Source organism: Novosphingobium sp. YAF33 (genome assembly GCF_052113265.1).
Classification (GTDB): domain Bacteria; phylum Pseudomonadota; class Alphaproteobacteria; order Sphingomonadales; family Sphingomonadaceae; genus Novosphingobium.
Genome location: NZ_JBFRCW010000025.1, coordinates 30,315 through 44,475, shown reverse-complemented (window position 1 = coordinate 44,475; position 14,161 = coordinate 30,315). Strand labels below are relative to the sequence as shown.

The window sequence follows — 14,161 nt, the reverse complement described above, 5'->3', positions numbered from 1 at the left end:
GGCGGTCGGCGAGCTGAGTCCGGCACGGGCCGGAACGAGTCCGCGTCTCGCGCGCTTTCATCCACATGACGACTAAAGGCTGTTGATCATGACGCGAGCAAGCTCGGGACGCAGGAAAGCGACTTCAAGCAGCAGCGCACCGCCTTTCCGCCCGGTGCAGCTCGCGACCTTGGTCGACACCGTTCCTACTGGCAATCGCTGGCTGCATGAGATGAAATATGACGGTTACCGCGTGTTGCTGAGCGTTGGCGGCGGCGAGGCGGTTGCTTATACGCGCTCCGGTCTCGACTGGTCGGACAAGTTTAGCGCGCTGGTCGCCGATGCCGCGAAGCTGAAAGTTGGCTCGGCGCTCATCGATGGAGAGGCGGTTGTGCTCGACGCCGAGGGTCGCTCCAGCTTTCAGGCGCTGCAGAATGCCCTAAAAAGCGCGCCCGGTTCGATCGACTATTATGCGTTCGACCTGCTGGAGCTTGATGGCGAGGACCTAACTCAGCTGACACTGACCGAGCGCAAGGCGAAGCTCGCGAAGATCCTTCCCAAAGGCAATTCGCGATTGCGTTATTCGGATCACATTGCGGGCAATGGCGAAAAGTTGCTTAACCAGTTCTGCGCCGCGGGCCTCGAGGGAGTTGTCTCCAAGCAGTCCGATGGCCGGTACGTCGGCTCGCGATCGGGAGGCTGGCTCAAGACCAAATGCATCAAGCGTCAGGAGTTCGTCGTGGTCGGATGGACTCCGTCGGACAAGTCGCGGCTGTTCCGATCGCTGATCCTCGGCGTCTACGAGGATGGAGTGCTCCGTTACGCCGGCAAGGTTGGCACCGGTTTCGACAACCAGGAGATTATCGACCTGATGGCGGTCATGACACCGCTCGAACAGGAAGCGCCAACCGTGAAGGCACCGCGCGCAGAGGTTCGTGGGGCGCATTGGCTGCGATCCGAGCTGGTCGCGGAGATCGCATTTACCGAGATGACCAATGAGGGGACGCTCCGGCATCCCTCCTACCTGGGTCTGCGCGAGGACAAGAAGCCGGAGGCGATAGTGGTGGAAACCGAGGCGCCGGTGAAGGCGGCTACCGCACCGGTCACATCGGTCGCCATCAGCAACCGCGACCGCGTCATCTTTCCCGAGGGCAAGCTCACCAAGGGGGAGCTGGCGGATTACTACGCGCAAGTGGCGCCGATCATGCTGCCTTGGGCCGGATCGCGACCGATCAGTCTTGTGCGCTGCCCCCAGGGGCGGGCCAAGAAATGCTTCTTCCAGAAGCATGACGCAGGCAGTTTCGGAGATGCCGTGCGGCATGTCGCGATCCGCGAAAAGGACGGGCATGATGAGCCCTATCTCTTCCTCGACACCCCAGCGGGGCTGCTCACTTGTGTGCAGATGGGCACGATCGAGTTTCATGGGTGGGGTTCGAGGATCGAGGATGTGGAAAAGGCCGACCGCCTCGTCTTCGATCTAGATCCCGATGTCGGCCTTGATTTCGAGAATGTGCGCAGCGCCGCCTTCCAGTTTCGCGACATCCTTAAGACGCTGGGCCTCGAGACCTTTCCGATGCTGACCGGCGGCAAGGGCGTGCATGTGATCGCCCCGCTGGTTCCGGAGGCGGAGTGGCCGGAAGTGAAGGACTTTGCGCATCGGCTTGCGCAGGCCGTTGCCCAGAGCGACCCGGAGCATTTCACCGCCGCTTTGCCAAAAGTACAGCGCAAGGGCCGCATCTTCGTCGATTATCTTCGCAACCAGCGCGGAGCGACGGCGGTCATGCCCTATGGGGTCCGCGCACGTGAAGGCGCACCGGTCGCTGTACCGATCACCTGGAAGGAAATGGAGACGATCGACAAGCCATCGCACTGGAGCATCCGTGATGGTGCCGAACTTGTAAGGCGGGCCGGCTCGGCAGCGCTGAGCGGTTGGGGCCGCGCCGACCAGAAATTGCCCGGCCTATGAAGATCGCCACCTACAATGTGAACGGCGTGAATGGGCGGCTGCCGGTGTTGCTGCGCTGGCTCGAGGAAGCAGAACCCGATGTGGTTGTGCTACAGGAGTTGAAAGCGCCGCAGGAGAAATTTCCGGAAAGTGCCATCCGCGCCCTTGGCTATGATGTCATCTGGCACGGTCAAAAGTCGTGGAATGGGGTCGCGCTGTTAAGCCGCGTCGGTCAAATCCACGAGACGCGGCGCGGGCTTCCGGACGATCCTGACCCGAGCCAGAGCCGCTATATCGAGGCGGCCGTCAATGGCATCCTGCTTGGCGGACTTTATCTCCCCAATGGCAATCCGCGGCCTGGCCCCAAATTCGACTACAAGCTGCGCTGGTTCGACCGCCTTATCGAGCATGCTGCCACGCTGCTGGAGAGCGAGCTGCCGGTGATGCTGGCCGGTGATTTCAATGTCATGCCCACCGATCTCGACGTCTACAAGCCGGAGCGGTGGATCAATGATGCGTTGTTCGCTCCCGAAGTGAAAGCGGCGTATTTCCGGTTACTGGACCAGGGCTGGACCGACGCACTGCGCACGCGGCACGCCGGCGAGGTCATTTATACATTCTGGGATTATTTCCGGAATGCCTACGGGCGCAATGCGGGCCTGCGCATCGATCATCTGCTACTCAGTCCCACGCTTGCCGACCGGCTGCTCGATGCGCAAGTCGACAGCCATGTGCGCGGCTGGGAAAAGACCAGCGACCATGCCCCGGTCTGGATCGAGCTGGCCGACAAGCCGAAGCGCAAGCGCGCGCCGAAAGCGAAGACGTGATGGAGATTGAGAGCTTCCTGCTCGGCGAGAATGGCTGGGTGCCAAACAACACGCGATTGCCCGTGGTTGTATATCGCGGGGCGCTGGAGTGCGATGGCGATGATTTAGCCTGCCGCTTCGAGGCCTTGTTCGATGACCATGGCTGGACCCCGACCTGGCGCGACGACGTGTTCGACTATCGCCACTATCATTCGACGGCGCATGAGGCTTTGGGCGTGTTTGCAGGCGAGGCGACACTCGAACTTGGCGGGTCAGGCGGGCGCGACGTCTTCGTCGCAGCCGGCGATGCGCTCATGCTGCCGACGGGCACTGGCCACCGCGCAGTTTCTGCGAGCGACGATTTTCGGGTCGTCGGCGCCTATCCGCAGGGACAAAACTGGGACATTTGTCGCGGCGCGCCGAATGATGCTGCCCGCGCACGGATGGAGGCGCTTCCTGATMCGAAGCGCGATCCTGTAACCGGCGCGGCGGGAGCGGGGACGGATGCGCGGCCAGGACCAAGTTGACTGGCGGCGGTGCCTGCGGCGCGGCCCGCAGCGCGCCTGGCTTTCAGCCTTTCGATGCGGGTTACTGCCATTGCCGGACTTGCCAGCTGAACAGCGGCGCACCCGTCACGCGCGTTCGCGACGGTGCCGTCGGTGATTTACATATCATCAATGGTTTACGGCGACGCTGCGATCATCCGAAATCGGCAAGCGGGTTTCTGCGCTCCATGCGGCACGGAGCTCGCGATTCAGGTCGAGCACCGGGCCGACACGATTGACTTCACGATGGCTTGTGAGCCGAGAGCCTTCGTGCCGGGCTTTCATATTTGATGGGTCAGCGTATCCCCTGGTTCGACACCGCCGACATGCGACCGCGTCATGCCAGGTTCCGGCCGGCTACTGGTCGACTGTTTGAAGGCCGCACCGGGCCTGAGATGTTACCGGCGGCCAGTCACAACCGAGTTTTCGAATGGGCCGCATCAATCCGCTGAAAGTCGACGTCGTGACAGATTTCTGAAGCCTATCCCTCGCCAAGCATCGTTGCTCGAAGATGTCAGCTAGCTTGCCTGCCGCGAGGTCGCCGGCCTTTTACGCTAATCCAATAACTGGGATTGTTTGCTGTTTTCCAGCCAGGTGTTCCTCGATCTTCGACAGGGCAGATGATTGCTTCACCGCTTCTGTGCCCTCTTCCGCTCGCTGCTTATACGCGAGGTGCGCTCGGTAGGTCGGCCGCGTCCGAATCCGGCGCGATCAGCTCTACCAGTTCGGCGGGCTTGAGCTCTCGGATGAGTTGATCATCGTTGCACTGCCGTCCGGCTTTGTCAGGGCGCCAGCGATGAAACCGCGTGCCGTGGCGGAAACGGCCAGCGGTCACCTGGTCATAGATTACTTCGGCAACCAGCTGATGATCGAGGGGAATATAAACGCCGCTCTTATTCGGGTTCCAGCGGCTCGGGCCTCCCGGCGCTTTACCTGTAAAGCCGGGACCGCCTTCATGCAGCTTCAAGACACTGCGAAGTGCCTTTCGCTCCGCGACCGGGAACGCCGAGCTAAAGCCAACAAGGTCCAGCTTCCCGTCTTTGTTGAAGAGGCCGAGCAGTAATGATGAAACCTCCCCCTTGTCATTGGTACGATAGCCGCCGACCACGCAGTCGGCTGTGCGTAATTGCTTGACCTTGCGCATGGCACGCTCGCCCGGCCGATAGGGTTGGTCGAGTGGCTTAGCGACCACCCCGTCGAGGGCGCCGCCCGTCGCGCTCAACCAAGTCGCCGCCTGTTCGAGAGACAACGATGCCGGGGAAAGTATCAGGGCTGGATTGATGATTGTCTTGTGCAGTTCCTCAAGCGCAGCGCGGCGTTGCGCGAGTGGCCGGGCGCTGAGGTCGTGCGGGCCGATCCTCAGAGCGTCGAACAGGACCAGTTGCGCCGGCGTTTCGCGCGATAGTTTCGCGATACGTGAGGCCGCGGGGTGAAGGCGGGCCTGCAGCGCATCGAACGAAAGTACATCGCCAATGGCTATGACCAGCTCGCCGTCGATCAGAAGACTTTTTTCCTCTAGACTTCGAATATGCTCGATCACTTCGGGGAAATAGCGGCCGAGCGATTTGCCGGATTTTGACCAAATCGTGACATCAGCGCCCTTGCGATCGACAAGGGCACGGAAGCCATCCCACTTTGGCTCAAATTGCCATCCTGGCGGTTCGGGCAGCGTTTCGACCAGCAGCGCCTCCATCGGGGCGAACGGGGGTGCGGGCTGATCGATCAAAGACGGAGAGGATTGCCTGCGGACCATGGCGGTATAACCCTCATTGGCGCAGGCAGTTTCCAAGTATGGTTAGGCGCCAGTCGACCGGGCGGCTCAAGAGGCATAGTTTTGGCTGGCTTGAAAAAGAGGCGCCTGCGCACAATGCGAAGCATACATGATCGACATCGGCTGACGGGCGAGCGGATGGTTCGGGTGTCGTCCACCTAGAGCCATGAAATCCCTGTGCTGATGACTGGCGGACTTAAAAGGGTTTGTCGCCAATCGCACGCACTGTCTTCGATCGCACATCCCGTCCAGATGGCGCGGGTACGACAACAGGCTGTAAGCCTGTGTGAAGGAAAGGCACGAGATCGGCCGCTTGGCTTCCATCATGCAAGACCTCCGGCACAGAAAGCTGAAGCCTGAGATATCGTTTTCGCTCCAAGCTGCCGCAGGACGGACCGGCGGCTTTGGAAAACTTAATCTTGGTCAATCTGAAAGACCCGGCAGCTGGGCGTGCCGGGGCGGCCTCGCAGCTCGAGATACTTACCCCTCGGAAAAGCGCCGACAAGCTCGCCTGCTTACCCCGAGTATACCTCGTCTCGTCCTCTCGAACCTTGCAAGCCTGGAGCAGCGCGGAACCGGCCAACAATCCGGTGAGTTCGACCAGAGTATTAGCAGGAGCAAACATATGGCTACTGAGGCAGAGCCGGACCGGGCATCGCGCGACGATGCCCCCGTCACGACCGCGAAAGAGTCCCACTCCGAAAGAACGCTGCTGGCAGAAGCAGTAACAATAAACCGACCAGCTCTCGAGCTTTACAGCTTCTGGCGTGATACCGCCAACCTGGCACGTTTCATGGAAAATATCGAAAGCATCGAGCCGATAGATTCCACGCGGTCTCGCTGGAGGGTGAAAGCGCCGGCCGGGCGCGAAGTCACCTGGGAGGCTGTAATCACCAGCGAAGTGCCTGGTGAAGAAATCACCTGGCAATCATCGGAGGGTGCTGACGTTGCAAATAGCGGCCGGATCGAGTTCCGCGACGCCGGCGCCCGGGGGACCGTCGTAAGGGCTGTCATTGCTTATGAGCCGCCTGCCGGTCTCGTAGGTCAGCTTATTGCGAAGCTGTTCCAGCGCGAGCCGCGAATTCAGACGCGGCGGGACTTGCGGCGCTTCAAGCAGCTTATGGAAACCGGTGAAATTGCCACTGCAGCGCGCACCCGCGCGCAACTGGAAAAGGAAAACGGCTGATGCGCGCACTAACATGGCACGGCAAGCATGACGTGCGGGTCGATACTGTCGACGATCCGGAAATTCTCAATCCGCGCGACGCCATCATCAAGATCACGGCGACCGCCATTTGCGGCTCCGACCTCCACCTTTATGATGGTTACATCCCGACCATGCAGAAAGGCGACATTCTTGGCCACGAGTTCATGGGGGAAGTCGTCGAGACCGGCCCGAAGAGTACGCTCCAGCGAGGGCAAAAGGTCGTCGTTCCGTTCACCATCGCGTGCGGAAGCTGCTATCATTGCGGGAAACACCAGTATTCGGCGTGTGACAATGGCAACCCTGCTGACAACCAGGATATCGGGCGTGAACTCTATGGCCAGCCTATGTCGGGGCTATTCGGCTATAGTCATCTGACCGGCGGCTATGCGGGCGGGCAGGCAGAGTATGTGCGTGTGCCGTTCAGCGATGTTGGTCCGATCGTAGTGCCTGATCATCTGGAAGACGAAAAAGTCCTGTTCTTATCGGACATCCTGCCGACCGGCTGGATGGCCGCCGAGAACGCAGAAATCGAACCAGGTGATACAGTGGCGGTTTGGGGCTGCGGCCCGGTGGGGCTCTTTGCAGTCCAATCTGCCTTTCTGATGGGGGCTGCCCGCGTCATTGCCATTGATCACTTCCCGCGGCGGCTGGAACTGGCGAAGCGGTTTGGCGCTGAAACGATCAATTTTGAAGAATCGAAGACTTACGAAGCGCTCATGGAGATGACGGGGGGGATCGGGCCGGATGCGGTGATCGACGCGGTCGGCCTTGAGGCACACGGGTTTTTCCTCGACAATGTGATCGACCAGATCAAGGCCTCGACTTTCATGGGCACTGACCGCACGCATTCTATACGGCAGGCTATCGTTGCTTGCCGCAAAGGGGGACGGGTTTCAATGCCGGCCGTGTACGGCGGGGTCGTTGACAAGTTTCCGCTTGGCGCCTTCATGGAAAAGGGCCTGACCTTGAAGACAGGTCAAACTCATGTGCAGCATTACATGCCTGGGCTGCTCAATGCCATCGTCGAAGGCAAGATCGATACAACTTTCCTTATCTCGCACACGCTGCCGCTCGAGCAGGCGCCGGAAGGGTACAAGATGTTTCATGACAACCAGAACGAAGTGACCAAGGTCGTACTGAAGCCCGGCCTTGCGGCCGCAGCCGAGTAGGTGGACGATGGCGAAAAAACTTGCCTTGGTCACCGGCGCCTCCACCGGTATCGGCTTCGAACTTGCAACTTTGGCCGCTCAAAATGGATATGACGTCATGATCGTCGCCGATGAACCGCTGATCGAAGCGGCGGCGGCAGATCTGGTGCAGTTCGGCACGCAAATCACTCCCCTCGAAGCGGACTTGTCTACATTTGACGGCGTTGACCAAGTGCTTGCCGCTATCGGCGGAAGGCCGATAGAAGTGTTTTGCGCTAATGCTGGTCGCGGGTTAGGGCACGGGTTCTTGGAGCAATCGGTGTCCGACTGGCGCCGGGTAGTCGATACCAATGTCACTGGAACGCTCTATTTGTTGCAGCGCGTTCTTGCCGATATGGTCACCCGTGATGCTGGCAAGGTGCTCGTTACAGGGTCGATTGCCGGGTTCATACCTGGTAGCTTCCAGGCTGTGTACAATGGCACTAAAGCATTCATCGACAGCTTCACCGATGCCATTCGCAATGAACTCAAGGACGTCAGTGGCGTTACCATAACAACGCTGATGCCGGGCCCGGTTGAAACTGAATTCTTCGCGCGGGCCGATATGCTCGATACCAGTGTTGGCGCTTCCGAAAGCAAAAGCGATCCGCTGGCAGTGGCCCGCGACGGTTGGAACGCCATGATGAAGGGCGAGGCGCATATCGTGTCGGGCCTGAAGAACAAGGTTCAGGCTGCCCTCGCACATGTCACGCCTGCTGCGATGCTGGCTGAGCAACACCGGAAAATGGCGGAGCCTGGCTCGAACGAATGAAACTGGATCGCCGCCATGACCCTGGAAGCGGATGGCAATCCACTACCAGGGTCAAGGTTGCTCAACCTTTGGCGCGATCGTTCTCTGGGTAGTCTTCCGGCTTTACGCTGCCGACCATGGGGCGATCTTCCGGTTTTTCGGGCTTTTGGCCGCTCTCATGTTGATGATGCGGATTAGCTTTGTCGGGTCGCGCGTCGCCGAGCGGTCCTGTAGGGTTTTCGGGGTCGCTATTTGCCATGACTACCTCCTGGTTGCGCCGGGCGGATCTGGAGATCCGCTCTCACCTGGATAAGACCGCAGATTGCCTGAACGTTCCCGCAGGCCTGATGCCTTACGGCAACGCTGCTTGTTGAAGCGCAGGTCTGCCTCGGTCTTTTTTGAGCTGCCGAACGTGCATGATAACAGCACGAAGGCAGAGGCCCTTCATGTGAGTGTGCCTTCTACCTGTCTGCAGCTTTCAAGCTGCGGGAATCAAGAAGAGGCCGATCTGGCCAATGGTTTATCCAGATTCAGGCGTCTGGATCACAAGCACCGTGGCATCGTGCAACATCAGCAGATCCTGCGGCTTATTGCTAATGGATACTCAAAGGAGAAGATGAAGTGGGACAAACAATCGAGCAGGTCTTTGATACGCGCGAAGAGGCAGATCTTGCAATCGAACACTTGGTTCAGGAACACGGCATTGAAAGAACCGACATCTTTGTCGAGACTGAAGGTGAAAGCAACAGCTCGGGTCGGTCGGTCAGCGGGGGAGATTTTGCCACGAAGCTTGAAGAGGGCAGGTCGGATCCCAAGCTCGGTGGAGGCATTCGCGTCTCCGTAGATATAAACGACGAAAATCGCGCAAACGATGTGCGGCGGGCATTAAGCATTCGATAATAATGAAGCTCCGCAGAGACCGGCAGTCTCGCGGATAAGTCAAGGTTGTAAGCCGAATAGCGCAATAGGCGAACGTGCATGTAAATATGCGTCTCATTCGAAAATGATTGATACAGGTTAATTTTGCTCGACGGGTTTGCAACCAGTTTGCTGGCCCCGGGTTGCAACTGCGGTTCAACTCGACAGGAAACGCCCGTGGCCACATCATCTTCGCAGCGACCCAAGCCTTCCTCGAACAAAGCTAAGGGCGAGACGCCGGCGGCAATCGCAGGAGCCGACATCGGCGGCGAGCGGCGCTGACGACCCAGCAGGGCGTGCCGGTTTCGGACGACCAGAACAGCCTGAAGCAGGGCGCGCGCGGGCCGACGCTTCTGGAAGACTTCCATTTCCGCGAGAAGATCTTCCACTTCGACCATGAGCGCATCCCCGAGCGYGTCGTCCACGCGCGCGGCTACGGCGCTCACGGCTACTTCGAATTGACGGACAGCCTGGCCGATGTCAGCCGGGCCGACGTGTTCCAGCGCGTCGGMGARCGCWCGCCYGCCTTCGTCCGYTTTTCCACCGTGGCCGGATCGAAGGGTTCGTTCGACCTCGCGCGGGACGTGCGCGGSTTTGCGGTCAAGATCTAYACCCAGGAGGGCAACTGGGACCTGGTAGGCAACAACATCCCGGTCTTCTTCATCCAGGACGCGATGAAGTTCCCCGATCTCGTCCATGCCGCCAAGCCCGAGCCGGATCGCAATTTCCCGCAGGCCCAGACCGCGCACGACAATTTCTGGGACTTCGTCAGCCTGACGCCGGAAAGCTTCCACATGATCATGTGGACCATGTCGGACCGCGCCATYCCGCGCTCTTTCCGCACCATGGARGGCTTCGGCGTGCACACCTTCCGGCTGCTGGACGCCGAGGGCAAGTCCACGTTCGTCAAGTTCCACTGGAAGCCGAAGCAGGGGCTGCAATCGGTGGTCTGGAACGAGGCGGTCAAGATCAACGGCGCCGATCCGGACTTCCAYCGCCGCGACTTGTGGGRCGCCATCAACGCGGGCGACTTCCCCGAATGGGAACTGGGCGTCCAGCTGTTCGACGATGCCTTTGCCGACAGCTTCGACTTCGACGTRCTCGATGCCACCAAGCTCATCCCCGAGGAACTCGTGCCGATCCGCGTCGTCGGCCGCCTGGTGCTCGACCGGGTGGTGGACAACTTCTTCGCCGAGACCGAGCAAGTGGCCTTCTGCACCCAGAACGTGCCGCCGGGGATCGATTTCTCGAACGACCCGCTGCTTCAGGGCCGCAACTTCTCCTACCTCGACACCCAGATCAAGCGGCTGGGCGGACCCAACTTCACGCATATYCCGATCAACGCGCCCAAGTGCCCCATGGCTCATTTCCAGCAGGACGGGCACATGGCCATGCGCAATCCCAAGGGTCGGGCGAATTACGAACCGAACAGCTGGGGCGCCGAGCAGGGCGGCCCGCGMGAGGATCCCGTGCGCGGCTTCACCAGCTATGCCGAGACGGCAGAGGGCCMGAAGCAGCGGGTGCGGTCGGAAACCTTCGCCGATCACTATAGCCAGGCACGGCAGTTCTTCGTGAGCCAGGCGCCCGTCGAGCAGAAGCAYATTGCCGATGCCCTCGTGTTCGAGCTGTCGAAAGTGGAGCGCCCGGACATTCGCGCGCGTACMGTCTCCCACCTGATCCGCATCGACCCCRGGCTGGCAGGCACCGTGGCCGACGGGCTGGGCCTGCCGTTGCCCGATCCCGCGGTCGCGGCGCGCGAGCCGATCGCGGACCTTSCCGCTTCGGACAAGCTGAGCATCGTCAAGAACGGTCCAGCGGACTTCAAGGGYCGCAAGCTGGGCATCCTCGTGAGTGACGGCGCYGACGCGGCGGTGCTCTCYGCCCTGCTCAAGGCGGTGGCGGCCGAGGGCGCCGTCTATGAGGTGRTYGCACCCAAAGTCGGCGGCGTGACGCTGTCGGACGGGACCCGTCTGGCCGCCARGCACAAGATCGACGGCGGCCCTTCGGTGCTGTTCGATGCCGTGGCTCTGGTGGTGTCCGGGGAGGGCGCRGGGCTGCTCGCGATGGATGCGGCGGCGAAGGATTTCGTCACTGACGCCTTCGCGCATTGCAAGTTCATCGGTTACACCGGCGCGGCGGAGGCGATCTTCGCCAAGGCCGGGATCGCCGGCGATCTCGACGAGGCCTGCCTGAAACTGGGCGGTGCCAAGGATGCCGGCGCCTTCCTCAAGGCTTGCCGCGCGCTGCGTCACTGGCCGCGCGAAATGGCGGTCGATCTCGACGCGCAAACGGGCTGACGCAAACGCCGGTTTTCGGCGCGGCCCGGTCTCGGTTTCCCTGTCTGGAACCGGGCCGGGCCGCTGGTCGTTTCTCAGCCTCGACGCCGTTCCCGTTTGCGGACTAGTGTCATCCGCGAGCGACCCCGACGATTACCGAAGGAATCCATTCATGAAACGCATCCGCAACCTGTCCCTGCTGGCTTCCGCGCTCGTTCTGGTGCCTGTCAGCGTGCTGGCCCAACCGGCGCCCACTGCCGGCGCGCCTCGTGAAAAGGTTGCAGGGCAGAGCGTGGCCGAGATGGGTCTGCCCCAGGGCGCCGAGGCCGGCGACGCAGAAGCGCGGCGCAAGGCACTGAACGAGCAGCAGGCGCAGGCGGCGCGGGCGCAAGTCGAGGACAACGTGGCGCGCGAACAGGCGCGTGAGGCCGCCATCGCCACGGAAACCGCGCGGCAGGACCGCGAGCAGGCGGCCTATGCCGAAGCCGTGCGCCAGCACGACGCGGCCGTGCAGGACTACCAGGCGGCCCGCACGACCTGGGAACGCGCCAATCCCGCCTGCAAGCGCAACGACCCGGTGAAGTGCCCCCGCTGACCGGGCTTCCGAGGGATGCGGGGCGGTTTGACGTGGTCGTCCGCCCCCGCTACCGCGCGATCGATGATCGCTCTCCTGTCTCCCGCGAAAACGCTCGATTTCGAGCGCGCCCTGCCGCCCCTTGCCGTCACCACCCCGCATTTCGCTGAGGAGGCGGGCAGCCTGGCACGGTCTGCGGCGAACCTGACGCAGAAGCGGCTTTCCGAGCTGATGCACATCTCGCCGCGTCTCGCCAAGCTCAACGCCGATCGCTTTCGCGACTTCGCGGAATTGCCCGAACGGCAGGCCCTCTTCGCTTTTGCCGGCGATGTCTACACCGGCTTCGAGGCGCATACCCTGGACGAGGCCGGGGTCGCTTTCGCGCAGGATCATGTTCGCATGCTTTCCGGCCTTTACGGACTCTTGCGCCCTCTCGACGCGATCCGGCCCTACCGACTGGAAATGGGCACGCGCTGGGCGCCGCGCCACAAGAGCCTGACCGACTGGTGGGGCGATCGCATCGCCGGGTTCCTGCTGGAGCAGCTGGCGGAAGAGGGTTCGGAAACCGTGCTCAACCTGGCCAGCCAGGAGTATTTCGCGGCCGTCTCCGGAAAGTTGCCCGGCGTCCGGGTGATCGAGGTGGAGTTCCGTGAGCCTGGCCCGAACGGCCCGCGCTTCGTCAGCTTCAACGCCAAGCGCGCACGCGGCATGATGGCGCGCTGGCTTTGCGAACATCACGTCACCGAGATCGACGCCATGCGCGGTTTCGACAGCGACGGCTATCGCTTCGATGCCGCCGAGAGCGATGCCGACCGCTGGCGGTTCACCCGCTCGTGAGCGCCGCGGGCCGGTCCTCCGCCGTCGTCATCGGCGCATCCGGCGGGATCGGCGCCGCGTTCGAAGCGGCCCTGATCGAGGAAGGCGCTTACGAGGTCGTCCATGGCTTCGCGCGATCGCGGACCGGGGCGGATCACCTCGACCTGCTTGACGAGGCCAGCATTGCCGCTGCCGCCGCCCGCGTGGCCGCAGGGCCGCCGCCGGGGCTGGTGATCGTGGCCACCGGGCTGCTCCACGAGGAGGACCACGGCCCGGAGAAGGCGCTGCGCGATCTCGATCCTGCATGGCTGGCCCGGCTCTATGCGGTCAATGCCATCGGGCCGGCGCTGGTGGCGAAGCATTTCCTGCCGCTCATGCCCAAGTCGCGGACGGGACCGGTGGCGGGAACCGGCAGCGGGGCGCCATCGGTCTTCGCGGCGCTCTCGGCCCGGGTCGGTTCGATCAGCGATAACCGGCTGGGCGGCTGGCACGGCTATCGTGCGTCGAAAGCGGCGCTCAACATGCTGGTGCGCAATCTCGCCATCGAGGAACGGCGCCGCAGCGAGCGCACCATCGTGGTGGCGCTCCATCCGGGCACGGTCGACACGGCCCTGTCGCGCCCGTTTCAGGGCAATGTTCCGCCCGGCGGCCTGTTCGATGCCGAACGCGCGGCGCTGCAGTTGCTGGACGTGATCGAAGAGCTGAAAGTGACTGACAGCGGCAAGCTCTTCGATTTCGAAGGCAAGGAAATCGCGTTCTGAGGCAGGCCGGCCCAGGCTGAGGGGGCGGCAGGGATCTGGGGCCGGACTTCGGGCCTAGTCGTCAGGTTGCCACAGTTCGAGCGGATTGCCTTCCGGGTCATGGATGCGGGCGAAGCGGCCGACGCCCGGCATGTTCCATTCGGGATTGGTCACCACGGCCACGCCCGAGGCGAGCAGCCGCGCGCAAAGCGCGTCGAGATCGTCCACCCGCAAGTTCAGCATCCACGCCTTTTCGGCCGCGAAATAGTCGCTATCGGCGGGGAAAGGTGCGAAAACGCTTGGGCCGGCCTGGGTATCCCAGGCGCCATGCGGCGATGCGCCGACGCCGAGATGTTCGGCATACCAATTCTTCAGCGCCTCCGGGTCCTTCGCCCGGAAGAAGAAGCCGCCGATACCCGTCACGCCCATTCCCGTGCTCCCGATCCGAATGGCATGGCCATACCACAGGCCGCGCGGCTCAGCGAATGCTTCCTCGGCAGAGGAAAGCCGCTGCCCGCTGCCTTGCAATTCGCCTCACGAAGTATACGATATATCAAGCGGCCGGATCGATCCGGCTTTCACGGTTTCATTCCCGCGAGGGGCGTCCCGGCGCGGGGCGTCCCGGTGGGAGTCGGCAAGGGGCGGA

At 62.1% G+C, this 14,161-nt stretch carries 13 protein-coding genes and 1 pseudogene; 11 read left to right on the top strand and 3 right to left on the bottom strand.

From position 1 onward, the window contains the following. Positions 1-88 precede the first annotated feature (88 nt). The 3 genes from ligD to AB4Z00_RS25625 are packed head-to-tail and all read left to right on the top strand — an operon-like array spanning position 89 to position 3,257. A complete protein-coding gene (gene ligD, locus AB4Z00_RS25635; protein ID WP_442047760.1) occupies positions 89-1,945 on the top strand; it encodes a DNA ligase D in 1,857 nt (618 codons plus the stop codon). After that, positions 1,942-2,751, top strand: a complete 810-nt coding sequence (gene xth, locus AB4Z00_RS25630; protein WP_442047759.1) for an exodeoxyribonuclease III — start codon at positions 1,942-1,944, stop codon at positions 2,749-2,751. Before ligD ends, xth begins: the two co-directional genes overlap by 4 nt. Further along, positions 2,751-3,257, top strand: coding sequence for a cupin domain-containing protein (locus AB4Z00_RS25625; RefSeq protein WP_442047774.1), 507 nt, complete (start codon positions 2,751-2,753; stop codon positions 3,255-3,257). The genes xth and AB4Z00_RS25625 overlap by 1 nt, the downstream gene beginning before the upstream one ends. A 679-nt stretch (positions 3,258-3,936) precedes the next feature. Here AB4Z00_RS25625 and AB4Z00_RS25620 read toward each other — a convergent pair. Beyond that, positions 3,937-5,064, bottom strand: coding sequence for an ATP-dependent DNA ligase (locus tag AB4Z00_RS25620; protein WP_442047758.1), 1,128 nt, complete (start codon positions 5,062-5,064; stop codon positions 3,937-3,939). Between the two features lie 607 nt (positions 5,065-5,671). Between AB4Z00_RS25620 and AB4Z00_RS25615 the strand changes: the two genes are divergently transcribed. Genes AB4Z00_RS25615 through AB4Z00_RS25605 form a run of 3 tightly spaced genes read left to right on the top strand, consistent with a single transcriptional unit; the run spans position 5,672 to position 8,212 of the window. Beyond that, on the top strand, positions 5,672-6,232 hold the full coding sequence (locus AB4Z00_RS25615; protein WP_442047757.1) for an SRPBCC family protein: 561 nt from the start codon (positions 5,672-5,674) through the stop codon (positions 6,230-6,232). Then, positions 6,232-7,422, top strand: coding sequence for a zinc-dependent alcohol dehydrogenase (locus AB4Z00_RS25610; RefSeq protein WP_442047756.1), 1,191 nt, complete (start codon positions 6,232-6,234; stop codon positions 7,420-7,422). Before AB4Z00_RS25615 ends, AB4Z00_RS25610 begins: the two co-directional genes overlap by 1 nt. Positions 7,423-7,429: 7 nt before the next feature. Continuing rightward, a complete protein-coding gene (locus AB4Z00_RS25605) occupies positions 7,430-8,212 on the top strand; it encodes an SDR family NAD(P)-dependent oxidoreductase (RefSeq protein ID WP_442047755.1) in 783 nt (260 codons plus the stop codon). 61 nt (positions 8,213-8,273) lie between these two features. Here the strand turns inward: AB4Z00_RS25605 and AB4Z00_RS25600 are convergent, their stop codons facing one another. Next, positions 8,274-8,450 (bottom strand): hypothetical protein, encoded by a 177-nt coding sequence (locus AB4Z00_RS25600; RefSeq protein ID WP_442047754.1) that lies wholly within the window; start codon positions 8,448-8,450, stop codon positions 8,274-8,276. Positions 8,451-8,812: 362 nt separating this feature from the next. On the opposite strand from AB4Z00_RS25600, the gene AB4Z00_RS25595 reads away from it, so the two are divergent. From AB4Z00_RS25595 to AB4Z00_RS25575, 5 genes and pseudogenes are all read left to right on the top strand, one after another. Next, positions 8,813-9,091: a hypothetical protein gene (locus AB4Z00_RS25595; protein WP_442047753.1), complete on the top strand. Its 279-nt coding sequence runs from the start codon at positions 8,813-8,815 to the stop codon at positions 9,089-9,091. Positions 9,092-9,381: 290 nt separating this feature from the next. Next, a pseudogene (locus AB4Z00_RS25590) lies at positions 9,382-11,406 on the top strand (catalase); the annotation flags it as partial. 151 nt (positions 11,407-11,557) lie between these two features. Next, positions 11,558-11,980 (top strand): hypothetical protein, encoded by a 423-nt coding sequence (locus tag AB4Z00_RS25585; RefSeq protein WP_134093666.1) that lies wholly within the window; start codon positions 11,558-11,560, stop codon positions 11,978-11,980. Between the two features lie 63 nt (positions 11,981-12,043). Next, a complete protein-coding gene (gene yaaA, locus AB4Z00_RS25580; RefSeq protein ID WP_134093667.1) occupies positions 12,044-12,796 on the top strand; it encodes a peroxide stress protein YaaA in 753 nt (250 codons plus the stop codon). Continuing rightward, entirely contained in the window at positions 12,793-13,536 is a 744-nt protein-coding gene (locus tag AB4Z00_RS25575) for an SDR family NAD(P)-dependent oxidoreductase (protein ID WP_442047752.1), read from the top strand. Before yaaA ends, AB4Z00_RS25575 begins: the two co-directional genes overlap by 4 nt. 54 nt (positions 13,537-13,590) lie before the next feature. Here AB4Z00_RS25575 and AB4Z00_RS25570 read toward each other — a convergent pair whose 3' ends face one another. Further along, on the bottom strand, positions 13,591-13,944 hold the full coding sequence (locus tag AB4Z00_RS25570) for a VOC family protein (RefSeq protein ID WP_134093669.1): 354 nt from the start codon (positions 13,942-13,944) through the stop codon (positions 13,591-13,593). Between the last annotated feature and the right edge of the window lie 217 nt (positions 13,945-14,161).